Consider the following 22,619-nt stretch of genomic DNA (forward strand, 5'->3'; position numbering starts at 1 on the left):
ATGTTACAACTCCACCCGGAGCGTGCCCGCAGGCTCCACCTCGGCGGCGCCCGCCGATTGGGACGCGAGCCAGTCGACCAGCAGTTCCGCGTCCGCGCACCCGAGGTCGAAGACCACTTCCGCGCCGAAGGCGACGTTGACCAGGCGCACGTCCTCGCGCAGCCGCAGCAGCCCTTCGAGGCTCCCGGCCAGGCCGTAGTCCACGCGCACCGAGAGCCGCTGCCAGTTCGCCAGCGCGACCGTGCCTGCCGCGTCGATCGCGGCCGAGACGGCGGCGCCGTAAGCGCGCACGAGGCCGCCCGCCCCGAGTTTCACGCCGCCGAAGTGGCGGGTGACGACCGCGAGCACGTCGGTGAGGTCGCGGCCGCGCAGTACTTCGAGCATCGGGACCCCGGCGGTCCCGGCCGGTTCCCCGTCGTCGTTGGAGCGGGCCGCTCGGCCCTCGTCCAGGACGTAGGCGGTGCAGTTGTGGGTGGCGTCCCAGTTGGCCCTGCGGTGGGCGCTGATGCGTTCGCGCGCTTCAGCATCGGTCGTGACCCGGTAGAGCGTGCAGATGAACCGGGACCGGTTGACGACGGTCTCGGTCTCGGATCGGGCGACGGCGATGGTGTGCATGTCAGCCCACGACGCCGTGCTCCCAGGCCCACGCCGCGATGCCCACGCGGTTGCGGACCCCGAGTTTGGCTCTGACGGCCTCGAGGTGGGTCTTCACCGTAGAGACGGAGACGAAGAGCGTCTCGGCGATCTCTGCGTTGGTCTTGCCGCGCGCCACCAGTTCGACGACGTCGAGTTCGCGTTCGGTCAGCACGTGCGTCGCCTTCGGCCCCTCGGGGACCGGGTCGGTGAGCCGCTCCAGGAGGCGCACGGTGACCGACGGCGAGATGAGCGACTCCCCGCTCGCGGCGGCGCGGACCGCCTCGACCAGGAGCGTGGGTCCGGAGTCCTTGAGCAGGAACCCGGTCGCGCCCGAGCGCAGGGCCCCGTACACGTATTCGTCGGTGTCGAACGTGGTGACCACGACGATGCGGGGGCCCGTGCCGTTGCCGCCCGCGAGGAGCGTGCGCGTCGCCTCGAGTCCGTCGAGCCTCGGCATGCGGATGTCGAAGAGGCACACGTCGGGCTTGAGCCGCCGCGCCTCGGAGACCGCTATCACCCCGTCGGGGGCGTCGGCCACCACTTCCATGTCGGGCTGGGCGTCGATGATGGCCCGGAACCCTGCCCGGACCATCTCCTGGTCGTCTGCGATCAGCACTCGGATTGCCACGCCCCGAGCCTAACCGGCCGTCGGCCTTACGCGGCCGCACCCGCCAGTTCGAGCTCGCGCGCCACAGGCGCGTGCACCGGCTCGACGACCGGGGCCGAGCGGACCGGCATGACGGCCGAGGCTTCCGCCTCGCGCTCCAGGACGGCCTGGCGCCGCGCCGACCGCTGCCGGATGGCGAAGGTGGTGGTCACCAGGAACAGCCAGGTGCCCTCGAGGAGGATCAGGCCCCAGTCGTGCCCGATGATGGCCGCGGTCAACAGGATCGAGCAGGCCGAGATCACCAGGAGCAGCGAGGCCGGCTTCGTCGCGTGGATGCGGTGGGTCTGCAGGAGCAGGAAGTTGGTGATGTAGAGGAGCGCGCCGATGATCTGGAACATGATGCGGATGTCGAAGTCGTGCATGAGGAATCCTCGAGAAGACGTGAAGCAGGCAGGAAGGAGCCGCTCCGCACCGGCGATGGAGCGGAAGCGAAAAGAAAGGAAGTGAGGAGAACCGAGGAGGTTACGCAGTGGCGGCCGGGTGGCCGATCGGTCTGCTCCGCGCACAGACCTCCATGACGGCGCCGCGCAGGACCCGCGTCTGGAGCGAACCGCAGATGCACCGGGTCCACACCGTCACGCCCGTAGCACTCCTATGCTTGGACACGGTCGTCACTGGATCGTCGTCGGGCCAGCCGCAAAACGGGCAGCACTGCATAACCGCGTCCTCCTTACAAGGCTTCGGGATTCATCAGGGATGAGCGTCGGCCGATGCCGCCCTGGGCGACGATCGCGCACGGTTTCTCGCGCTCAATAACGAGGTTAAGGTCCCAATCGTCCGGGCTACAACACCTTGGTGACGCTAGTTTGCGAAACTCATCGTGAAGCGAATACTTAAGCGATTGGGGCCACACCGTGATCGACCTCAGGAGACTGCACGTGCTGCGGGCGATCGCCCACCACGGCACCGTCTCCGGTGCGGCGAAAGCCCTGCACATGTCCACTTCCGCGGCCTCGCAGCAGATCCGGTTGCTCGCCAAGGACCTCGGCGTGTCGCTGCTCGAACCGGTCGGGCGCGGCGTGCGGCTCTCCTCGGCGGCCCAGGTACTGCTTGCTCACATCGACGCCATAGAGGCCATGTGGCGCCTCGCCGAGGCCGAACTCCAGGCCACCGAAGGCGAACCGTCCGGCATGCTGCGCCTGTGCGGCTTCCCCACTGCGATCGCGACGCTCCTGGCGCCGCTCGTCGACGCCGCCCGCGCCCGGTACCCGGCTCTCGAGCTGCGCCTGCGCGAGGCCGAGGCCTCCGAGAGCTTCGACCTGCTCTTCGCCGGCGAGGCCGACCTGGCGCTCGTCGAGGCCACGCCCGACAACCCGCCGCCGGAGGACATCCGCTTCGACGCGCAGACCGTGTTCAACGACCCGTTCGACCTCGTCGTGCCCGGCGGGCACTGGTGCGACGGTGCCGAAGCGGTCGACCTGCGGGACCTGGAACGCGAGCCGTGGATCCTCGGCGTGCCCGGGTCCATGCACCGCCGCCACGTCCTGACCGCCTGCTCCAACGCCGGATTCCGCCCCACCGTGACCGGCGAGGCCCGCGAATGGAACGTCATCGCCGTCATGGTCGCCCACCAGATGGGGGTGGCGCTCATCCCCCGCCTCGTCGACCTCCCCCACCACCTCGACCTCGTGCGCGTCCCCGTCTCCGGGCCCTTCACGCCGTTCCGGCACTTCCAGGCCGTCACCCTCCGCGGCGGCGCCCGCCGCCCGGCCGTCGCCGCCGTCATGGAGCTCCTCGACGAGCAGGTGCGCGCCGCCGAGGGCATCGGGCCGCTCCCCGAAGCCCAGCCCTGAGCTCCAAGACATCCGCGTTACACCAGTGCTGAGCTGGGCGAACCAGAGAACGCGAATGCCCCTACAGGACACTGAACTCCGTTACGCTGACCGCATGTTCGACTACGACGGCGTCTCCGCGGCCGAGCCTGCAGGCCCCCGCCACCTGCGCGTACGCGGCGGCACCGCCCTCACCGGGTCGATCGACGTCAAGACCTCCAAGAACGCCGGCGTCGCACTCCTGTGCGCCAGCCTCCTCAACCGCGGCCCCACGACGCTGCGCCGCGTCGCCCGCATCGAGGAGGTCAACCGGATCCTGCGGGTCCTCACCAGCATGGGCGTCGAACACGAGTGGATCGGCACCGAAGGGGACCTCCGCATCCAGCCGCCCGAACGCCTCGACCTCTCCCGCATCGACGCCGAGGCCGCCCGCCGCACCCGGTCCATCATCATGTTCTTCGGGCCGCTCCTCCACGACTACCAGCAGTTCGAACTCCCGTTCGCCGGCGGCTGCGAACTCGGCGACCGCACCGTCGAACCGCACCTGAACGCCCTGCGCCGCTTCGGCCTCTCCGTCGAGCGCTCGCAGGGCTGCTACCGCGCCACGGTCAAGGAGAACGTGGAGGCGCCCGGCTCGATCGTCCTGACCGAACGGGGCGACACCGTGACCGCCAACGCGATCATGGCCGCAGCCCGCTTCCCCGACGTCACCGTCATCCGCAACGCCTCCTGCAACTACCAGGTCCAGGACCTGTGCTGGTACCTCGAACGCCTCGGCGTCCGCATCGACGGCGTCGGCACCACCACCGTCGCCGTCCACGGTGTGGCCGATATCGACACGCCGGTGGACTACGCGCCCGCCGAGGACCCGATCGAGGCCTGGAGCCTCGTCTCCGCCGCGATCGTCACCGAATCCGAGATCACGGTCCGCCGCACGCCCATCGAGTTCGTCGAGATCGAACTCGCCCTCGCCGAGGAGATGGGCCTGGTGTACTCCAGGGGCGACGAGTACCTGGCCGCCAACGGCCGCACCCGCCTGGTCGACCTCACGGTCCACCCTTCGCCGCTGCACGCCGCGGTCGACAAGATCCACCCGATGCCCTTTCCTGGGCTCAACATCGACAACCTGCCGTTCTTCGCGCTCATCGCCTCGTGCGCGGAGGGCTCGACGATGATCCACGACTGGGTGTACGAGAACCGCGCGATCTACCTGACCGAGCTCAACCGGCTCGGCGCGCAGGTGAAGCTGCTCGACCCGCACCGGCTCCACGTCCAGGGACCGGTCCGGTGGTCGGGCGCCGAGGTCGTGTGCCCGCCCGCGCTGCGCCCGGCCGTGGTGCTCCTGCTGGCGATGCTGCGCGCGCAGGGCACCTCGGAGCTGCGGCACGTCGACGTGATCCACCGCGGCTACGAGCAGCTCGCCGCACGCCTCCAGCAGCTCGGGGCCCAGATCGAGCCCTTGTCAACTACCAGTGGTTGATGCCGGTGGTTTGCCGCTCGTGTCCGCCGCTGGCTGCGGCGTGTCGGCGACATTGTCCTTGACCACCCGCGCCTCCCGGCGCGCACGGGCCTTCAGCTTCCACTTCGCCGACTTCGTCGCCTTGGCCTGCAACTCGGCCCGGCCTTCGCCATCCGCTCGTGATACCGGCGCAGCCCCTCGCCCTCAGAGGTGGTGGCGATGTTGACGATCCCCATATCAACGCCGAGGAAATCGGCCGGGTCGGTATTCGGCTCGGCGCCAGCCACCACGGCGGTGGCGACCAGGTATCAGACACCTTCGCGAAAGACCAGGTCCGATTCGCCTTTCCGATGCTGCTCCAAGGTTTTGATCTGGTCGACATTCCCGGTGAACGAGACACGCAATCGCCGCGAATTCCTCCCGGCACAGAGGTACCTGGGTTCCTTCGGGAACCGAACTGACCACGGGCGAACGGGCTGCGACCGTATGTGACACTTCCACTCATGAACATGCCGTCCGATGTGCCGCCGCAGACCTATGCGCTCCTGAGCCTCGTTCAGGCCCACCTCAAGCACCTCGACAAGGTCGAGGGCGAGGTCCTGGAGAGCCCGCAGTGGGAGGCCACGGTCGAGTCCACGCGGACGGTCGCGGCGGTCAAGGCCCCCGGACTCGAGGTCACGGCGGCGGACATCCCGATGATCGTCGGCACCGGCTCACCCGACCGCAAACGGCGCCTCTACACCACGATGCCCGTGAGCACCGAGATCGCCTCTCTCGCAGACGAGTCCGAAGTGGCCCTGTTCGCCTACAACCGGCGCGGCCGTCTCCAGCCGGCCAACCGCACCGCGGTCCAGTCCCAGTCGCGTGCCTGGTATCCGCCCGCGAAGGCCCTCGCCCCCATGCGGATCATCGACGAGACGGTCTGGGCGCCGGTCGCCGCCGCGACCGGCGACAGCGGCCGCCCGGGCATCATGGAGGCCGCCGCCGGATGGCTCGTCCTCTTGGCGGTCATCGCCTTCATCGCCGCCGCGGCCTATCTGGTCCTGTGGTACTTCCACATCATCTGATCCCCCTCGACCGAGAGCCCCCGAGCCTCCCGTTTTCGCTGCTCAGCAAGCGAAACCGGGAGGCTCTCCTTTGGCCTGCTCTTTTTGGTGAGTGCGCGGGCGAAGCCCGTGCCCGTGCTTCAAATTGACGGATTACGTTGACTGACAACGAGGTTTTCTACCTCGGAGTCGATATATCTTGTATTAACTGCCATAATGGACGCATGCTGAAGATGGCCATACTCGGATTTCTGCGGGACTTCCCGCTCCACGGCTACGACCTCAAGAACCGGGTCGCCAGCCTCGCCGGGCACGTCCGGCCCGTCGCCGACGGGACCCTCTACCCCACGATCAAGAAACTCGAAGACGCCCAGTGCCTGACCCGGCGCACCGCGCCCGGGTCGGTCGCCGCACCGCGCCACATGCTCGAGATCACCCAGACCGGCACCGACCAGCTGCGGCGGTGGCTTCGAGACCCCGAGCAGGGGTTCATCACCGACGACAACAAGTGGTACGTGATGCTCGCGTTCCTGCACCACCTCGAGAACCCGCGCGAGCAGGCGCTCGTGCTCGCGCGCCGGCGCGAATTCCTCGACCAGCCCGCGCAGCTGTTCTTCGACGAGAACGGCGTGCCGATCCCGCCCGAGCTGCTCGAATCACCCTTCCGCAAGGGCCTCATGCAGATCCACCGGTCGACGAACCTCACCGAGATCGACTGGCTCGACCGCCAGATCGGCGAACTGAACCGCCGCGCCGGGTTCTCAGCCTCTCGGCGAACGCTTGCGGAGCCGTAGATCCGGCGAGCCGGCGCGACGGTGCACAGCCCTAGGGCTCGTTCAAGAATCCCGGGCGTTCGTCAGGCCAGGATCGTCGACAGCAATACGAAGAAGATGACGATCAGGACGATCACGGCCGCACCGGTCACCAGCACCGCCGGCTCCTGGGTCAGCGGGCGCCTGACGGGAGCCTGCTGCTGTTGCGGCTGCTGGTAGGCCGGCTGCGGGGCCGGCGCGTGCTGCGGGTAGTTGGTCTGGGGCGGCAGCATCTGCGGGGCCTGGGAGGGCGCCTGCACCGGCGGGCGGGGCCCGGACATGTGCGCGGGCGAGACGGGGCCGCCCGAGGTCGGGCGCAGCGGCTGCTCGGAGGGCGCCGGGCCGGAGGCGGCGCGCACGGCGCCTTCGACGACGACGGTCTCGGGCTGCTCGAAGGTCTGCGGCGGCACGCCGAGCTTGGAGTGGATGAGCTGGGAGATCGCGGGGATGCGCGAGGAGCCGCCGACGAGGAAGATGCCGACGAGGTCGGCGGGGTTCATGCGGGCGGCGCTGATGGCCCTCTGGAGGCAGTCGACCGTGCGTTCCAGGGGCGGCCGGGCGATGTCCTCGAACTCCGCGCGGGTGAGGTGGGCGTCCACTTCGAGCGCGGGGAGGTGGATGTCGGCGCTCGCGGTGCGCGAGAGGGTCTCCTTGGCGCCGCGCACGTCCTCGTAGAGCATGCGGCGGTAGCGGCGGTCGCGGTCGTCGGCGGGGCTGAGGAGGCGCTTCCAGTCGTCGGGGTGGGAGGCGCCGTACGTCTTGCCGAGGTGCTCGACGATGCCGTGGTCGAAGTCGAGGCCGCCGATGTCGCCGATGCCCTCTTCGGCGAGGACTTCGAAGCCGGTCTGGGTGCGGCGCACGACGGTGGCGTCGAAGGTGCCGCCGCCGAGGTCGTAGATGGCGAGCGAGCGTCCGGGCGGGACGGCGGTGCCGAGCACGGAGGTGAAGTAGGAGGCCGCGGCCACGGGCTCGGGGATGAGCTGGGGGGCGGGGAGCCCGGCGAGGCGGGCGGAGTCGACGAGGATGGAGCGGCGGCGCTCGCCCCAGCGGGCGGGGTGGGTGAGGCGGACCTGGCCGGGCATCTGGCCGGCCTGGCGCTGGGCCTCGAGGGCGACCTGCTGGAGGACGTACGCGAAGACCTGGGGCACCGGGATCTCGGAGGTGCCGAGGAACAGGGACCCGTCGTCGATGCGGCGCTTCGGGTTCGGTTCGAACCGGGCGGGGTCCATGCGGGCGTTGCGCTCGGCGTCGCGGCCGACGAGCATGCGGCCGTCGGAGTTGTAGTAGACCGCCGAGGGCAGGATCGGGGCACCGTCGAACAGCAGGGGGCGTACGCGTCCGTCGGCCGAGCGGAGCACGGCGACGGTGTTCGAGGTTCCGAAGTCGATTCCAAGCACGTGCATGTGAGAACTCCTTGTCTGATGCACACCATACTGGGCGCGTCCACGCCCGATGCGACCCGTTCGGTGTTCACGCGTCGCTCACGCCCCGTTCGCACCGCCGTGGCCGGATGGGCGGGGCTCGGCAGAATTACGGCTCGCGAGTCGTAAATCGGCAGCGCCGAGGGCGCTCGCCTCCGGTGATGTCCCGCGCGGAACGGGACGAGCGGCATCTCACGTGCTCACCCGCGCGGATCCGGGCCCGTGTTGTGTCACACTTCAGGAGGACGTCCGTGGGCGGCAGTAGGAGCGCCGGGCCACACTTGGGGGTCCGCATCGCGAACGCGGCGCCTGGAAACGGCGGTGCCGGGAAGGATCCGGCCGCGTCCCGGCGTTGTACGAAGCGAAACCCCAGGAATCGGCGTGATCGGTTGGGGACGTTTGCGGCCGGCTACGGCTGACCGGGTCGGCAGCGAGGTCATGGGCGAATGCCCCAGAGGAAGTGCAGGGGAACATGAGCGACAGAATGCTGAGGGGCTCCCGTCTCGGCGCCGTCAGCTACGAATCGGATCGCAACACGGAGCTGGCCCCGCGCCAGACCCGCGACTACGTGTGCCCGCAGGGGCACCGCTTCGAGGTGCCTTTCGCCGTCGAAGCGGAGATCCCGTTGACGTGGGAGTGCCGGCTCGACGGTTCGACGGCCAAGCTGGTCGACGGCGAGGAGCCGGAGACCAAGAAGGTCAAGCCGCCGCGCACCCACTGGGACATGCTGCTTGAGCGCCGGTCGATGGAGGAGCTCGAAGAGATCCTCGACGAGCGGCTGCAGGAGATGCGCGCCCGCCGCGGCGAGCGCTAGGCGCAAGGAACGCTAGGCTCACGGGCCCTGGTCGATGGACCGGGGCCCGTTTTTCGTGTCCCCGTACTTGACGGTCTCGTCCTCGTCCCATTCGGTCGTGGCATCGGCGTTCGCGCTGCGCTCGTCGATGACTTCGCCGTCGATGACGTCCGCTCCCCCGAAGCGCATCGTGGGGGTGCGCGCGGCGATCCAGCGGCCGAGGCCGCGGAAGATGAGCCGGGTGGGCGGGAAGAGCAGCAGCAGCCCGATGAAGTCGGTGACGAAGCCGGGGACGATGAGGCACACGGCTCCGGCGAGGGCGTAGCCGTTGGGCAGTTCGCGAGAGGGGTCGCCGCCGGAGTTGAGGTAGTCGCGGGCTTCCCGGAACGATTTCTTGCCCACGTATTGGATCAGGGCGACGCCGAGGAAGCTGGTGCCGATGAAGATCATCAGGGTGTAGCCGATGCCGATGAGGTAGGCCAGGCCGAAGAAGGCGGCGGCCTCGGCGATGACCCAGATCGCCAGCGCGAGCCGGAGTGCGAACGGTGCTCGCTGGGGCGCCGCGGGCGGCTGCTGGTACGTCACCCCTCGATTCTGCCACGCCGGAAGGCGTTCCGGAGTTGGCGTGCGCGGTGGGCGAGGCCCCAGCGGCTCACGTTCCACAGGGCTTCGACGGTGATCGCGCCGCTCATCTTGGACGCGCCGGCGCGTCGTTCGGTGAAGACGATGGGGACTTCGCGGATGTCGAATCCGGCTTTGACGGCGCGCCAGGTGAGGTCGATCTGGAAGCAGTAGCCGACGGAGTTGACGGTGTCGAGCTGGAGCTTGTGGAGGCCGTCGAGGCGGTAGGCGCGGTAGCCGGCGGTGACGTCCTTGACGCGGAGTCCGAGCATGGCGCGGGTGAAGACGCCGGCGGCGCGTGAGAGGGCGAGGCGGTGGAGGGCCCAGTTGCGGACGGCGCCGCCGGGGATGTAGCGGGAGCCGATCGCGACGTCCGCGCCGGCGTCGAGGGCGGCGAGGAGTCGGGGCAAATCGGAAGGATCGTGGGAGCCGTCGGCGTCCATCTCGACGACGGTGCGGTACCCGTGTTCGGCGGCCCAGGCGAAGGCGGCGAGGTAGGCGGCGCCCAGGCCCTGTTTCTCGGCCCTGTGGAGGACGTGGACGCGTTCATGGGCCTCGGCGAGGGCGTCGGCGAGGTCGCCGGTGCCGTCGGGCGAGGAGTCGTCGACGATGAGGATGTCGATGCGCTCGCATCCGGTGAGCGCAGCGGCGACGGTGGTCTCGATGTTGTCGCGCTCGTTGTAGGTCGGAATGGCCACAATGGCCGGACTCGTCTCGCTGCCGGTCGGGTGCGGGTCCGGTGCTTCGCTCATGGTCGGCTTTCTAGGTCTGGCTGCGGCGGTGCTTGATGTTGATCGCAATGGCGCAGGCCAGGACCACCAGTGCCGCTCCGGTGAGGACCGCTTCAGGAAGGATACCCACTGTGGAGGCCGGAGTCGAGCGGTCCGAGAGTGTCAGATCCGATTGGATGACGGCGGCGGTGTTGAACTCGGTCGCCTGGGAGACCTCGCCGGTGTGGTCGGTGAAGCCGGAGACGCCGACGGTGGAGGCCATGAGGCCGTCGCGGGCGTGCTCGATGGACCGGAGCTGGACCATGGCGAGCTGCTGCTGGGCCTCGTTGGTGTCGAAGGTGGCGTTGTTGGTGCCGACGGCCATGAGCTGGGCGCCGTCGAGGACGGAGGCGCGGGTCTCTGCGTCGAACGCGATCTCGAAGCAGATGAGACCGGTGAGCGTGAGGTCGCCGACTTCGACGATGCCGGCGTTCTGCCCGTGCTCGAATCCGGCGACGTTGTCCAGGCCCTCGGACATGCGCGGGTCGATCCATCCGGCGACGGTGCTGAAGAAGCCCTTGTAGGGAACGTATTCGGCGAAGGGCACAGGGTGGCGCTTGGAGTACATGTAGACCGGGCCGTCTTCGGGGTCCCAGACGATGGTCATGTTCGAGCGGGTGCCGTCGTCGTTGTGGACGATGCCGCCGAGGACGATGGGCGCGCCGATCGCGGCGGCCGCCTGGCTGATGACGTCGTAGGCGTCCTGGTTGGCCAGGGGATCGATGTCGGAGGCGTTCTCGGGCCAGACGACGAGGTCGGGGCGTTCGGCGGTGCCTTCGTTGACGGCGTCGGCGAGGTCGAGGGTGGCCTGGACGTGGTTGTCGAGGACGGCGCGGCGCTGCTCGTTGAAGCTCAAGCCCAGGCGGGGGACGTTGCCTTGGACGACGGCGACGTTGATGGTGTCGCCCGCGGGCGCGGTGGCGTTGATCGGCAGTGCCATGGGGGCCAGCGCGGTGAGTGCGGCAGCGGCGGTGAAGGCGGCGGCCTTGCGGATCCCGGCGGCGCGGCGGGTGACGACTGTGAAGCCGGCGGCGAGGAGGAAGCCGCCGCTGAGGGCCACGAGGAAGCTGAGGAAGGGGGCGCCGCCGAGCCAGATCGCGGCGGCGGTGGGGGCGTCGGCCTGGCTGAAGGCCAGGTTGCCCCAGGGGAAGCCGCCGAAGGGCTGGCGGGAGCGAAGGGCCTCTTCCGCGACCCAGGCGACACCGGTGAGGGGCGCCCAGATCCAGCGATGGCGGTCGATCAGGCGCGAGCAGACGGCGAGTCCAGCGCCGAGGAGGCCCATGCCGAGGGCTTCGAGGGCGCACAGGAACAGCCAGGGCCACTGGCCGACCTGGGTTGAGGACCAGGCGAGGAGGGGCAGGAAGAACGCCATGCCGTAGACGAAGCCGACGCCGAGGCCGCCGCGGAGGCGGCGGCGGTGGACGGCGGCGCCGAAGCCGGCTACGGAGACGGCCGCGAGGGGCCAGGCGCCGTAGGGCGGGAAGGCGAGGACGGCGAGGAGGCCGGAGACGGCGGCGAGGACGAGCGCGGCGGGGAGCGTGAGCCGGCGCCCCAGCGGGGTGTCGGTCAGCAGCAGCGGGCGGCGCTGGGACGCGGGGGCGGTCGCCTCGGACGTCGCGGCGGCGTCGCGGTCGTCGTCGATCACGGTGCTCAAGAAGGGCGCTCCTCGCTGGTACGCGGTGTTCGTGCTCGGCGCCGCGGCACCCGGCTCGCAAGCGTCGCAAGGCTGCTTGGGAACCGCGGATCCGGTGTCGCCGAAGGCGCCCGGCCTGAAACGAGGAGTCCTCGCCCGACCGGGTGGGGCTCTAGCCTACTTCGGGTACGGCAAAGGGGCGTAGCTGTGTCCGGCTACGCCCCTCGCACGGGTTTCTCCCAGTCCCTGTACGGCCGGTGTCCCCTGCCGCGTCAGCTGGTGATCTTCGGACCAACTCGCACCCGTCTGGCTGAGCGACTACGAGTTGTTGTCTAGGGATCTCCTGCGTCTGCTGCGGGTCCACCACCGGCGACCGGCTCGCCTTCCTCCGCCGACCCCCGCGATCTGGACCTGGCCGCCGGTAGCAGTGCGGCCGCGCTGCCACCTTGTCCAGTCTGCGTGGGAGCAAAGCAAGTCGAGTCGCCCCCGACGTTCGGCGAGCTTCCGTTTCCGGTCATCCGCCGAGGACCAGACCACCGTAAGCCAAACTGCGCTGATGGCGTCAACCGGGTCGGATTTTTGATCCCACAATTTTTCTCGCGTCGTTCGGCTGCAACGCGGCGGGCCTGGTCAGGCACGCGAGTACACGACACGCCCTCCGGCGACGGTCATCGAGCACTTCGGATCGGGTGTGCGCGAATCACTCAAGTCGGGGAGGCCGCCGGTGAGGTCCCACACGGTGAAATGGGCGCGCTGCGAGGGCGCGAGGGCGCCGGCGTCGTCGATGCCCAGGGCCCTCCAGCCGCCCCTGGTGGCCGCGGTGAAGGCCGCGGCCATTGGGAGTCGGGAAACCGGGTTGCGGTGCAGCAGCGCGGCTCTCACGCCGCCCCAGGGGTCAAGTGCGGTGACCGGGGCGTCCGATCCGAAGGCGAGCGGGACACCGACCCCGGCGAGCTTCGAGAGCGGGTTCGCCGCCAGCGCCCGCGCGCGCCCGAGCCGGGCGGCGTACATGCTCTTCGGGCCGCCCCAGGCGGCGTCGAACGCGGGCTGGACGGAGGCGTGGACGCCGTGGTGGACCATGCGGGCGATGAGGGCGGCGTCGAGCAGCTCGGCGTGCTCGATCCGGTGGCGGGCATGGCGGATCGCGTCGAGGCCCACTTCGGCCTCGACCCGGTCGAGGCCGTCGAGGACGGCTTGGATCGCGCCGTCGCCGATGGCGTGGAACGCCGCGGACAGGCCGATGCGGTGGCAGTCGAGGAGGTGCGCGGCGACGTCGGCGGCGGTGAGGTACTGGGCGCCGAGGGTCTCCGCATCCGCGTACGGCGTACGAAGAAACGCGGTGCGGGCGCCGAGCGAACCGTCGGCCGAGAGGTCGCCGCCGCAGCCGTGGGCGCCGAGGTCGCGGGCCTTTTCGGCGGCGGCGAGTTCGCCCCACCAGCCGTAGACGGCGGGCAGGTCGGGTTCCCCGCCGAGGGCGATGAGGCCTTGGAACTCGGCTTCGGTGAGCGGGTCGGCGGGGTTGGGGATGGCCATCTCAGCGACGGCGGCGATGCCGAGGCTCGCCGCGTGCGCGAGGGCGGCGCGGGCGATGACCAGGCGCTGGGAGACGGGCACGGCGGTCTGGAGCAGGGCGCGGGCCCCCCGGTGCGCGGCCCGGGTGAGGACCCCGGAGGCGTCGAAGCCGTCGAGGGCGGCCAGCTCGGGGTGCGCGGCGAGGAGGCGGGGCCCGGCGACGCCGGTGTGGCCGCAGGCCCGCGAGAGGTAGGCGATGCGGCCCCCGGCGGCGCGTTCGAGTGCCTCCGCGTTCGGCAGGGCCTGGTCCGCCCAGGCGGTCTCGTCCCAGCCGCCGGCGAGGACGATCGCGTCCTCGGGCAGCGACGCGGCGAACGAGTCGACGCGCTCCAGCACCGCTGCGGCCGAGGGCAGGCCGGCGAGGTGGAGGCCGATGAGGGAGGCGCCGGTGCCGGTCAAGTGCACGTGGGAGTCGACGAACGCCGGGGTCACCAGCGCGCCGTCGAGGTCGACCGCGCGGTCGGCGGCGGGCGCCTCGTTCTCGGGCCCGACCCAGGCGATGCGGTCGCCTTCGGTGAGCAGGGCGGTGGCGGCCGGGCTCGTCGGACTGAGGACGCGCCCGCCGCGCCACAGTGTGCGCTCTGCCGTTGCGGGACCTGTCTTCTGGAGGAGGCTCATACCTCCCATGATGTCAGTCGACGGGGTGCAGGATGCGGTGGAGGAAGCTGCGGGCCCGTTCGGTCTTGGGGTTGGAGAGGACGGCGGCGGGCGGCCCGGACTCGACGATGACGCCGCCGTCGAGGAACAGGACCCGGTCGGCGACCTCGCGGGCGAAGGCCATCTCGTGGGTGACCACGAGCATCGTCATGCCTTCGGACGCAAGGCCCTTCATGACCGACAGGACCTCCCCCACCAGTTCGGGGTCGAGGGCGCTGGTCGGCTCGTCGAACAGCATGAGCTTGGGGCCCATGGCGAGCGCGCGGGCGATGGCGACGCGCTGCTGCTGGCCGCCCGACAGCTGCGAGGGGCGCGCCTGCTCCTTGCCTTCGATGCCGACCTCGGCCAGGCGGCGACGCGCCTCGGCCTCCGCCTCGGACCGCGACCGATGCAGCACCCGGCGCTGGGCGATCGCGATGTTGTCCAGGATCGACAGGTGGCTGAACAGGTTGAAGTGCTGGAAGACCATGCCGATGTCGCGGCGGGCCGCGTCCAGGTCGGCGTCGGGGCCGGTCATGTCGTGCCCGGCGGCGGCGATGGTGCCCTCGGTGGGGGTCTCCAGGAGGTTGACGCAGCGCAGCAGCGTGGACTTGCCGGACCCGGAGGGGCCGATGAGGCACACGACTTCGCCTTCGGCGATGTCGAGGTCGATGCCGCGCAGGACCTCGTTGTCGCCGAACTGCTTGTACAGGCCTTCGATGTGAACGAGCGGGGTCGCTTCGGTGCTCATCGGGGTTCTCCTCGCTTCTCGAGGCGGCGGGCCAGCAGCCCCAGGGGCACGGTCAGCAGCAGGTAGAGCAGGCCGCCGACCAGCAGCGGCGTGGCGTTGGCGTTGGCGGTCAGTTCACTGCGGGCGAACTTGGACAGCTCCATGGTCGCGGTGGTCACGCCGAGGACGAACACGAGGCTGGAGTCCTTGGTGAGCATGACGAGCTCGTTCGTCAACGGCGGGATGACGATCCGCAGGGCCTGGGGCAGGACCACCGTGATCATCGTGCGGGTGTGGCTCATCCCCAGCGACCGGGCCGCCTCGATCTGCCCTTTGGAGACGGCCTGGATGCCGGCGCGGACGCTCTCGGCGATGTAGGCCGAGGAGGTCAGGCCCAGGCCGATCGCGACCTGGCCGTAGACCCCGCCGGGGTACTGGATGCCCGGGAACGCCTGCGGGACGCCGAACCCGACGAGGAACAGCACCAGGAGCGCGGGCAGGCCGCGGAAGATCTCCACGTACGCGGTGGCGAACCACCGGTAGGGGCCGAAGGAGGAGACGCGCATGAGCGCGATCGGGACGCCGACGACCATGCCGAAGATGAACGCGAGGACGGTGTAGACGATCGTGTTCCAGAACGGGGTCCACACCGCCGGGAACATGGCGGCCGCGATGTCGAGCCGGAAGAAGGAGTCGGCGATCTGGCCCCAGTCGGCCACCACCGCCAGCACGGCGACGACGACCGCGATGACGGCGTACTGGATCGTGCGCGAAAGGCGCTGCCGCTGCCGCGGCGACATGCGGCGGTCGAGCGTGTCGGTTCGAGTGCTCACTACTGCCCGGCGTCTCCGGTGTAGGGCTCGCCGATCCACTTCTCGTAGAGCTCGGCGTAGGTGCCGTCTTCGAAGGCCTGGTCGAGCATGGCGTTGACCTCTTCGAGAAGCTCCGTGTCGTCCTTCTGGACGGCGAAGCCGTAGTGCTCGGCGGTCTCGATGGTCTGGACGAGGGTCAGATCGGTCGCGGTCTCGACCATGTCGGTCCACGTGGCGAGGTCGGCGATCGAGGCGTCAGCGCTCTTCGCGGTCAGCGCGGAAGCGATGTCCCCCATCGACTCGAAGGCGACGACCTCGTAGCCGTACTCGGCCGCGTTGTCGTTGGCATAGGTCTCGCCGGTGGAGCCCGACTGGACGGCGACCCGCATGCCGGAGAGGTCGTCGAGGGTCGCGACGGTCGAGCCGGTGGCGACCACGAGGGCCTGGTCGGCGCGGTAGTAGGCCTGGGACATGCCCATCGCGGCCTGGCGCTCCTCGGTGATCGTGAGGCCCGCCGCACCGATGTCGCAGGTGCCGGCGTTGAGGGCTTCGCCCGAGGCGATCGACTCGAAGCCGATCTCGACGACCTCGACTTCCTGGTCGAGGCGTTGGGCCAGGAGGTTCATGAGGTCCATGTCGAAGCCGACGTACTCATCGCCCTCTTTGGACTCGAAGGGAGCGAAGGGCACCTCCGTGCAGACGGTCAGGGTGGAGTCGTCGCCGGAGTCCGACGTACAGGCGGCGGCGGCCAGCCCGGTCCCGATCAGGACCAGGGCGGCAGCGGCGCGGCGGGCGTTGGTCTTCACCTGAGGACTCCTCAAACTTCGCTGAATAGCCGATCAATCCGGTCGGACCCTCCCATAGTTATTCGACCTGGTTGCGAATGTGGCAGGTTTCGCACTAAAGGGGGCGGTCGAATCGCCGTTCGCGCGCCCCGTCACACCCGCATGAGACAGTGGTGGGCATGCTGATGCTCATCGACGCCGCCTCGTTGTGGTACCGCGCTTACTACGGGCTCCCCTCCTCGATCAAGGCCCCGGACGGGCGGCGTTCGGGAGCGGTGCGCGGCTTCTTCGACGGCCTGGCCGTGCTCGCGCGCAAGTACTCCCCCACCGGGATGGTGTGCTGCCTGGAAGGGAACTGGCGGCCCGAGTGGCGGATCGACCTGATGCCGGGCTACAAGGCCGACCGGGCGCGGCCGGACGGCTCGGAGGACACCCCGGAGGGCCTGAACGAGCAGGTCGCGGCGATCGAGGCCCTGCTGCCGGCCCTGGGGCTGGCGACGGCGACGCACCCGCGTTTCGAGGCCGACGACGTGATCGCGACCCTGGCGGCGCGCACCGCCGAGCCGGCACTGGTGGTCACCGGCGACCGGGACCTGTTCCAGCTCGTCGACGACGAGCGGGACCGCAAGGTCGTATACCTCGCACGCGGGATATCTAAAGCAGAATTGTTCGACGGCGAGGCGGTCGCGACGAAGTTCGGTGTGGACCCGCGCCACTACGTGGACTTCGCGGTGCTGCGCGGCGACCCCTCGGACGGGCTGCCGGGGGTCAAGGGCATCGGCGCGAAGACCGCGGTGACGCTCGTGAACACATACGGCGGCATCGCGGGCTTGAAAGCCGCCGCGGCCGAAGATGGATCGGATCTGCCTGAGCGCCAGCGCAAGGCGATCACGGAGGCGAGCGACTATCTGGACCGTGCGGTCAAAACCTCGACGGCGGTGACGGACGTCGACGTCCCCTTGATCGACGCGACCCTCCCGAAGTCCCCGAAGGAGCCCGCCAAGGTCGAGACCCTCGCGGCCGAATGGGGCGTGGCCTCGGCTCTCAAGCGCTTCCACGAGGCCATCGGCACCGAAGCGGCCTAAGTCACCACACCGACCAGGCCGCCGAGCCCCGAAACTGTCGTACCCCGAAGCCACGCTTGAAATCGGGGGCCCAACCCAGACCCGATTCGCACGACCGGCGTGCCCGCCGGACCGCGCCGCGGTCCTGGCATGTTGCAACGTAAGGTCGCCGGGTTGTCGGACCCTCACGGCACCATTGCAAACCGGGGGCCCAACCCCGAGGCCGCTACGGACGGTCGGCGTGCCCGCCGATCCGACCACATCACCGTGGCCTCACTCCCAGATCGTCGCCGCCGCTTCGAACTCCGCCCGGTCGGAGTGGACCGGGATGACGCATACGATGTGGCCGCCGGGAACTCGCAGGGTCCGGCAGTCGAGCCAGCGCGAAAGCTCCGTCGCGCCGAGCGCGATCAGCCGCGCGGTCTCGGCGTCGAGGTCGTCGGTCTCCATGTCCACATGGATCCGCGGCTCGCCTTCCTCGATGCGCTGCACCACCGTCACGAGCCCAGGCAACGCTCCTTCGAGCACCTTGAAGTGCTCCTCCCCCACCGCCGGCTTCGCCGGCACGCCGAGAGCCCCCGACCAGAAGGCGACCGCCTCGTCGGCTTCGGGGGTGTCGATCAGGACCGTCGAGATGCGACTGCGGTGCACGGGATTCCTTCCAGCTCAAAGACGTCGGGTGCGGTGGCGGCAAAGCCGCCACCGCACCCGAAGCCACACTTGCTCAGGGCCCGTTCGGGTCAGACGTCGGCGACGACGCCTCGGCGGATCGCGTCCACCGCGTCGTAGGCCTCGTCAGCGAGCTTATTGGAAGCCTCGGTGCCGATATATCTTGCAGCAGTCCCCATTTGATGCAGGAGGTCAGCGGTGCGGCGGGCCCAGCGCACGAAGTCGCCACCGGGCATCGGCCACGGCCCGTCCGCGGCCGCGAGCGCCTTCGACAGCTCCTCGCCCTTGGTCCACCGGTAGATCGGCCAGGCCAGACCCATCTGCGGGCGCGAGATCAGCGACAGGCCGCGGGTGTTCTCGGCCCGCCGGATCGCCTCCCAGCGCCGCACGGTCTTCGCCACCGGCTCGGTGATCGGGCCCGGCACCGCCACGAAGAACTCGTCCTCCTCGAAGCGGGACTCGTAGATCACCGTGGACGCGATCGCGGCCAGCGACGCCGCGTCCAAGCCCTCCCAGATGCCGTCGCGCAGGCATTGCGCGACAAGGAGATCGGTCTCGACAAAGAGGTTGCGCAGCAGCCGCCCGTCGCTCGTGACGGTCTCGCCGTCGAGGTACCCGAACTCGCTGAGGACCTCGCGCACGGCGGTGAACTGGCGGGCCAGGGAGTGCTCGCGGCGCTCGGAGCGGCGGCGCAGCAGATCGCCTTCGCGTTTGAGGCGCGACCAGCGGGACGCGTGCACGGTATGCTGCCCAGCGTCGGGGCAGGTGCGGCACGGGTGAGCCTTGACCTCCTCGCGCAGGCGCGCGATCTCGGGGGTCTCGGCCGCGCCGCCGCGGCGGGTCGGGCGCGAACGGTCCCGGGTGGCCTCGCGCAGGCTGGCGGCGAGGTCGGAGCGGGATTTGGGGTCGCGCCGTTCGAAGCGCTTGGGCATGCGAATGCGGGTGACGACCTCGACGCCGCCGTCGAACGCGGAGGTCTCGAGGGTGCCGGTCCAGCCGTCGGCGGTGAGCACCGACCAGCGCGAGTCGTGGTGGCGCGAGCCGCCGGTGGGACGCAGGAACACGGCCCAGCCGGTGCGCTTGCCGCGGGAGATCCAGATGACGTCGCCGCCGCGGAGCTTCTCGAGGTTGGTGCGGGCCTCGTCGCGCAGGGCGCCCTTGCGCTTCTTCTGCGCGCCGCGTTCGGACTGCGAGAGCTGCTGCGTGAGTTCGTAGTACGCGAGGAAGTCGCCCTTGTGGCAGGTGGCGCCCTCGGCGGCCTCGGCCGCGCGGCGGCTCAGAGTGCGGGCCTGCTCGGCGATGTGGACGGCTTCTGAGTCGGACTGGAACTGCGCGAAGGACGAGGCCAGGACCTCTTGGGCGCGTTCGACTCCGGCGGCACCGATGAGGTTGACGGCCATGTTGTAGGACGGCGCGAAGCTCGAGTTGAGCGGGTAGGTGCGCTTCGAGGCGAGACCGGCGAGCTCCTTGGGGCGCACGTCCTCGGCCCAGACGGTGACGGCGTGGCCCTCGACGTCGATGCCGCGGCGCCCGGCCCGGCCGGTCAGCTGCGTGTACTGGCCGGGGGTGAGCATGACGTGGTCGGAGCCGTCGTACTTGATGAGCCGTTCGAGGACGACGGACCGGGCCGGCATGTTGATGCCGAGCGCGAGCGTCTCGGTGGCGAAGACGGCTTTGAGCTGGCCGCGCTCGAAGAGCTTCTCCACGACTTCCTTGAAGACGGGGAGGAGCCCGGCGTGGTGGGCGGCAATACCGGCGGCGAGGCCGGCGAGCCACCGGTCGAAGCCGACCGCTTCGAGGTCGGCGGCGTCGATGTGGGCGACGGCGGCGGTCGCGTAGTCGACGATGTCGTCCCGCTCGCGACCGTCGGTGAGCCGCAGCCCTGCGCGGACGCATTCGTCAACGGCCGCGTCGCATCCGGCGCGGGAGAAGATGAAGTAGATGGCGGGCAGCAGCGCGGCCTGGTCGAGGCGGGAGACGACGCGGCCGCGGTCGACGTACGGTCGGCCACCACGGCGACGGCCTCCGGTGCGGCCTTCGTTGCGTTCGCGCGCGCGGGCGTCCTTTTTGAGCAGCTCTTGGGAGACGTAGTCGCCGTCGGGCTCGAACAGGTCGAGCAGGGCGCCGCCGACCATCATGTGCTGCCACAGCGGGACCGGGCGGGTCTCTGAGACCACGACCTCGGTGGAGCCGCGGACGCTCTTGAGCCAGTCGCCGAACTCCTCGGCGTTGGACACGGTCGCCGAGAGGGAGACGACACGGACCTCTTGCGGGAGTTCGATGATGATCTCCTCCCACACGGCGCCGCGGAACCGGTCGGCGAGGTAGTGGACCTCGTCCATGACCACATAGCGCAGTCCCTGCAGGGTGGACGAGCCCGCGTAGATCATGTTGCGCAGGACCTCGGTGGTCATGACGACGATCGGGGCCTCGCCGTTGACGACCGTGTCGCCGGTCAGCAGCCCGACGTTCTCGGCGCCGTGCGCGACGACGAGGTCGTTGAACTTCTGGTTCGACAGGGCCTTGATCGGGGTGGTGTAGAAGCATTTCGCGCCCTCGGCCAGCGCGAGGTGCACCGCGAATTCACCCACGACGGTCTTGCCAGCGCCGGTGGGCGCGCACACGAGCACGCCGTGGCCCCCTTCGAGGATGCGGCAGGCTTCGACTTGGAAGTCGTCGAGTTCGAACGAGTAGTCCCCTGCGAAGGCCGCCAATTGAGGCCATTGCCGGCGCGCCTGGGAGGCGGCGTGGCGTTGAGCCGGGGAGCGGTCGTCGGCGTAAGGCACGTCGGCGGTAACCATGGCCTCAACACTAGTCTGCCACCCCGACAAGAGCACTCCGGTAACGCGCTTCCGCACCCGGCTGTGACGACGCCTACACGGCCGGGTATCGTCCGGTTGTGCACCGGGATTCCTCACCAGGAGATGACGATGCGGGACGCGGAGGGGTCGACGCGGTCCTGTTCGATTTCCACGGCACCTTGGCGCAGCTCGAACCGCTGACCCGGTCGGTGTCGCTCGCGGCCGAGTCCTGCGGGAGGCGGCTCAATCCGCTCGCGGTGACCGCTCTGGCCGACGCCATCGGCGCTCAGGGCTGGCTCGGTTCAGGCATGGAGCCGCGGGTGCGGCCGGATTTCGCCGACGCCTGGGCCGATCGCGACCTTGACGAAGAGGCCCACCGTGAGGCGTTCACCGCGCTCGCGGCGCAGGCCCACGGGGTCTTCGAGGGTCTGGCCGAGGCGCTGTACGACCGGATGGCCTCGCCTGAGGGCTGGGTCGCGTTCGCCGACACGATCGGCACGCTGGTTTCGCTGAAGGCCCAGGGATACCCGATCGCGCTGGTCTCGAACATCGGTTTCGATGCGCGTCCGATCCTGCGGCGCTTGGGTATCGACCGGTTCATCGACGAGTGGGTCCTGTCGTACGAGGTGGGCTACTGCAAGCCCGACGAGAAGATCTTCTACGCCGCCTGCCATGCGCTGGATGTGGAGCCGAGCCGGGTGCTCATGGTCGGTGACACGATGGCCGACGCGGGGGCGGCTCGGATCGGTGCCCGCTGCTACCTGGTGCCGCACGCCGAGGCGGGCCGGATGGTCGGCCTTGATGCCGTGCTGCGACTGGTGCGCACCGGCTGCTAGAGGGAACAGAGACGCTGAAAGGGCCCCACCGCTGTCGCGGTGGGGCCCTTCTTCAATGCTCGACCTTCTTCGTCCTCAGGGGACTCAGGTGATGTCGTCGTAACCGTCGACGCGTCGGCCGAAGCGGTTGCGCCGCTCGGGCTCGCCGGGATAGTCATCGTCGTCGAGGTTGCTGGCGCCCACGTCCGCGGTAGCGGTCATGTCGTCCGAGGCGCCGATGTCACTGGCCTCCTCGTCGTCCCACTGGTCGGTGTCGGTGATGCCCTTGCGCTTGTCGTTGAGCGTCGCGACGATGAGTGCGACCCCGTACAGGAGCAGCATGCAGATCGCCAGCGCGGTCATGCCGAACGGGTCGGGGGTGGGGGTGAAGATCGCGGTGAACGTGAAGCTCACCAGGACAACGATCCGCCACCAGCCGCGCATCCGCTTGGCCGTCACCAGGCCCATCACGTTGAGCATCAACATGATCAGCGGGAACTCGAATCCGATCCCGAAGACCATCATGACGGCTACATAGAAGTTGATGTAGGCCTCGAGGTCCAGCTCGATGCTCATATCGGCGCTGGTCAGGATCATGATGAACTGCATGCCGTGGGCGACCACGAAGTACGCCAAGACGGCGCCGCTGAGGAACAGCGGCGCTGCGACACCGATGAACAGGTACGCGTACTTGCGCTCGTTGCGGTGCAGCCCGGGGGCGATGAACGCCCAAAGCTGGTAGAGCCAGATCGGCGCGGTGCCGACGAGGCCCATGTACAGCGAGATCTTGAGGTACAGACCCAGATGGGAGATCGGCGACTGCAGGTTGAAGTTGCAACCCACCAGCGTGTCACTGGATTCCTGGACAGCGTGCTGCGAGTCGCAGTACGGCTGCGTCAGAAAGGTGATGACGTCCTTGGAGAACGCCATGCCCAGTGCGGTGCCGACCAGGATCACCAGGACGGCGATGAGCAGCCGGGAGCGGAGGTCCGCGAGGTGCTCCATGAGCGTCATGGAGCCGTCGGCGGCGCGCTGGAATTTGGACGGCTTGCGGGCCTTCCCAGCGGTCCGCGGTGGTTCGTCAGCCATATGCGTAACGGCCGGA

Annotated in this window: 22 protein-coding genes; 8 read left to right on the forward strand and 14 right to left on the reverse strand. The window is 69.6% G+C overall.

The window, feature by feature from the left end:
* Window positions 1-3 precede the first annotated feature (3 nt).
* The 3 genes from ACFO8M_RS16610 to ACFO8M_RS16620 are packed head-to-tail and all read right to left on the reverse strand — an operon-like array spanning window position 4 to window position 1,665.
* A complete protein-coding gene (locus ACFO8M_RS16610; RefSeq protein ID WP_387977578.1) occupies window positions 4-615 on the reverse strand; it encodes an IMPACT family protein in 612 nt (203 codons plus the stop codon).
* Window position 616: 1 nt separating this feature from the next.
* Window positions 617-1,264 (reverse strand): response regulator, encoded by a 648-nt coding sequence (locus ACFO8M_RS16615; RefSeq protein WP_387977580.1) that lies wholly within the window; start codon window positions 1,262-1,264, stop codon window positions 617-619.
* A gap of 26 nt (window positions 1,265-1,290) precedes the next feature.
* Complete coding sequence (locus ACFO8M_RS16620; protein WP_387977582.1) at window positions 1,291-1,665, reverse strand: hypothetical protein; 375 nt, start codon at window positions 1,663-1,665, stop codon at window positions 1,291-1,293.
* A gap of 492 nt (window positions 1,666-2,157) precedes the next feature.
* Between ACFO8M_RS16620 and ACFO8M_RS16625 the strand changes: the two genes are divergently transcribed.
* The 5 genes from ACFO8M_RS16625 (at window position 2,158) to ACFO8M_RS16645 (ending at window position 6,374) form a co-directional block, all read left to right on the forward strand.
* Complete coding sequence (locus ACFO8M_RS16625) at window positions 2,158-3,096, forward strand: LysR family transcriptional regulator (RefSeq protein ID WP_387977584.1); 939 nt, start codon at window positions 2,158-2,160, stop codon at window positions 3,094-3,096.
* Between the two features lie 94 nt (window positions 3,097-3,190).
* Window positions 3,191-4,555: a UDP-N-acetylglucosamine 1-carboxyvinyltransferase gene (locus ACFO8M_RS16630; protein WP_387977586.1), complete on the forward strand. Its 1,365-nt coding sequence runs from the start codon at window positions 3,191-3,193 to the stop codon at window positions 4,553-4,555.
* A gap of 158 nt (window positions 4,556-4,713) precedes the next feature.
* Window positions 4,714-4,995 carry a hypothetical protein gene (locus ACFO8M_RS16635; RefSeq protein WP_387977588.1) on the forward strand — a complete coding sequence of 94 codons (282 nt, stop codon included), beginning with the start codon at window positions 4,714-4,716 and terminating at the stop codon, window positions 4,993-4,995.
* Between the two features lie 42 nt (window positions 4,996-5,037).
* Entirely contained in the window at window positions 5,038-5,601 is a 564-nt protein-coding gene (locus ACFO8M_RS16640) for a hypothetical protein (protein WP_387977590.1), read from the forward strand.
* A 203-nt stretch (window positions 5,602-5,804) separates the two neighbouring features.
* A complete protein-coding gene (locus ACFO8M_RS16645) occupies window positions 5,805-6,374 on the forward strand; it encodes a PadR family transcriptional regulator (RefSeq protein ID WP_387977592.1) in 570 nt (189 codons plus the stop codon).
* 62 nt (window positions 6,375-6,436) lie between these two features.
* Here ACFO8M_RS16645 and ACFO8M_RS16650 read toward each other — a convergent pair whose 3' ends face one another.
* The gene (locus ACFO8M_RS16650) at window positions 6,437-7,795 is read right to left on the reverse strand and encodes an Hsp70 family protein (protein WP_387977594.1); all 1,359 of its coding nucleotides are present in this window, start codon (window positions 7,793-7,795) and stop codon (window positions 6,437-6,439) included.
* Between the two features lie 490 nt (window positions 7,796-8,285).
* Between ACFO8M_RS16650 and ACFO8M_RS16655 the strand changes: the two genes are divergently transcribed.
* Window positions 8,286-8,627 carry an RNA polymerase-binding protein RbpA gene (locus ACFO8M_RS16655; RefSeq protein ID WP_228091996.1) on the forward strand — a complete coding sequence of 114 codons (342 nt, stop codon included), beginning with the start codon at window positions 8,286-8,288 and terminating at the stop codon, window positions 8,625-8,627.
* A gap of 18 nt (window positions 8,628-8,645) precedes the next feature.
* Here ACFO8M_RS16655 and ACFO8M_RS16660 read toward each other — a convergent pair whose 3' ends face one another.
* From ACFO8M_RS16660 to ACFO8M_RS16690, 7 genes are all read right to left on the reverse strand, one after another.
* The gene (locus ACFO8M_RS16660; RefSeq protein WP_387977596.1) at window positions 8,646-9,191 is read right to left on the reverse strand and encodes an FxsA family protein; all 546 of its coding nucleotides are present in this window, start codon (window positions 9,189-9,191) and stop codon (window positions 8,646-8,648) included.
* Window positions 9,188-9,979: a polyprenol monophosphomannose synthase gene (locus tag ACFO8M_RS16665; protein ID WP_387977598.1), complete on the reverse strand. Its 792-nt coding sequence runs from the start codon at window positions 9,977-9,979 to the stop codon at window positions 9,188-9,190. Before ACFO8M_RS16665 ends, ACFO8M_RS16660 begins: the two co-directional genes overlap by 4 nt.
* A 10-nt stretch (window positions 9,980-9,989) precedes the next feature.
* The gene (gene lnt / locus ACFO8M_RS16670) at window positions 9,990-11,642 is read right to left on the reverse strand and encodes an apolipoprotein N-acyltransferase (protein ID WP_387977653.1); all 1,653 of its coding nucleotides are present in this window, start codon (window positions 11,640-11,642) and stop codon (window positions 9,990-9,992) included.
* Window positions 11,643-12,260: 618 nt separating this feature from the next.
* Window positions 12,261-13,820 carry an amidohydrolase gene (locus ACFO8M_RS16675; RefSeq protein WP_387977600.1) on the reverse strand — a complete coding sequence of 520 codons (1,560 nt, stop codon included), beginning with the start codon at window positions 13,818-13,820 and terminating at the stop codon, window positions 12,261-12,263.
* Between the two features lie 13 nt (window positions 13,821-13,833).
* A complete protein-coding gene (locus ACFO8M_RS16680) occupies window positions 13,834-14,589 on the reverse strand; it encodes an amino acid ABC transporter ATP-binding protein (protein ID WP_387977601.1) in 756 nt (251 codons plus the stop codon).
* On the reverse strand, window positions 14,586-15,368 hold the full coding sequence (locus tag ACFO8M_RS16685) for an amino acid ABC transporter permease (protein ID WP_387977655.1): 783 nt from the start codon (window positions 15,366-15,368) through the stop codon (window positions 14,586-14,588). Before ACFO8M_RS16685 ends, ACFO8M_RS16680 begins: the two co-directional genes overlap by 4 nt.
* A 32-nt stretch (window positions 15,369-15,400) precedes the next feature.
* Window positions 15,401-16,186 (reverse strand): transporter substrate-binding domain-containing protein, encoded by a 786-nt coding sequence (locus tag ACFO8M_RS16690; protein ID WP_387977603.1) that lies wholly within the window; start codon window positions 16,184-16,186, stop codon window positions 15,401-15,403.
* Window positions 16,187-16,344: 158 nt separating this feature from the next.
* Between ACFO8M_RS16690 and ACFO8M_RS16695 the strand changes: the two genes are divergently transcribed.
* Complete coding sequence (locus tag ACFO8M_RS16695; protein WP_387977605.1) at window positions 16,345-17,250, forward strand: 5'-3' exonuclease; 906 nt, start codon at window positions 16,345-16,347, stop codon at window positions 17,248-17,250.
* 252 nt (window positions 17,251-17,502) lie between these two features.
* On the opposite strand, the gene ACFO8M_RS16700 is transcribed toward ACFO8M_RS16695, so the two are convergent.
* Window positions 17,503-17,880, reverse strand: coding sequence for a VOC family protein (locus tag ACFO8M_RS16700; protein ID WP_387977607.1), 378 nt, complete (start codon window positions 17,878-17,880; stop codon window positions 17,503-17,505).
* Between the two features lie 89 nt (window positions 17,881-17,969).
* A complete protein-coding gene (locus ACFO8M_RS16705) occupies window positions 17,970-20,699 on the reverse strand; it encodes a DEAD/DEAH box helicase (RefSeq protein ID WP_387977609.1) in 2,730 nt (909 codons plus the stop codon).
* Between the two features lie 98 nt (window positions 20,700-20,797).
* Between ACFO8M_RS16705 and ACFO8M_RS16710 the strand changes: the two genes are divergently transcribed.
* A complete protein-coding gene (locus tag ACFO8M_RS16710) occupies window positions 20,798-21,535 on the forward strand; it encodes an HAD family hydrolase (RefSeq protein ID WP_387977611.1) in 738 nt (245 codons plus the stop codon).
* Between the two features lie 84 nt (window positions 21,536-21,619).
* Here the strand turns inward: ACFO8M_RS16710 and tatC are convergent, their stop codons facing one another.
* Window positions 21,620-22,603: a twin-arginine translocase subunit TatC gene (tatC, locus tag ACFO8M_RS16715; RefSeq protein ID WP_387977613.1), complete on the reverse strand. Its 984-nt coding sequence runs from the start codon at window positions 22,601-22,603 to the stop codon at window positions 21,620-21,622.
* Window positions 22,604-22,619 lie beyond the last annotated feature (16 nt).

This window comes from Glycomyces rhizosphaerae (genome assembly GCF_042647865.1).
GTDB lineage: Bacteria > Actinomycetota > Actinomycetes > Mycobacteriales > Micromonosporaceae > Glycomyces > Glycomyces rhizosphaerae.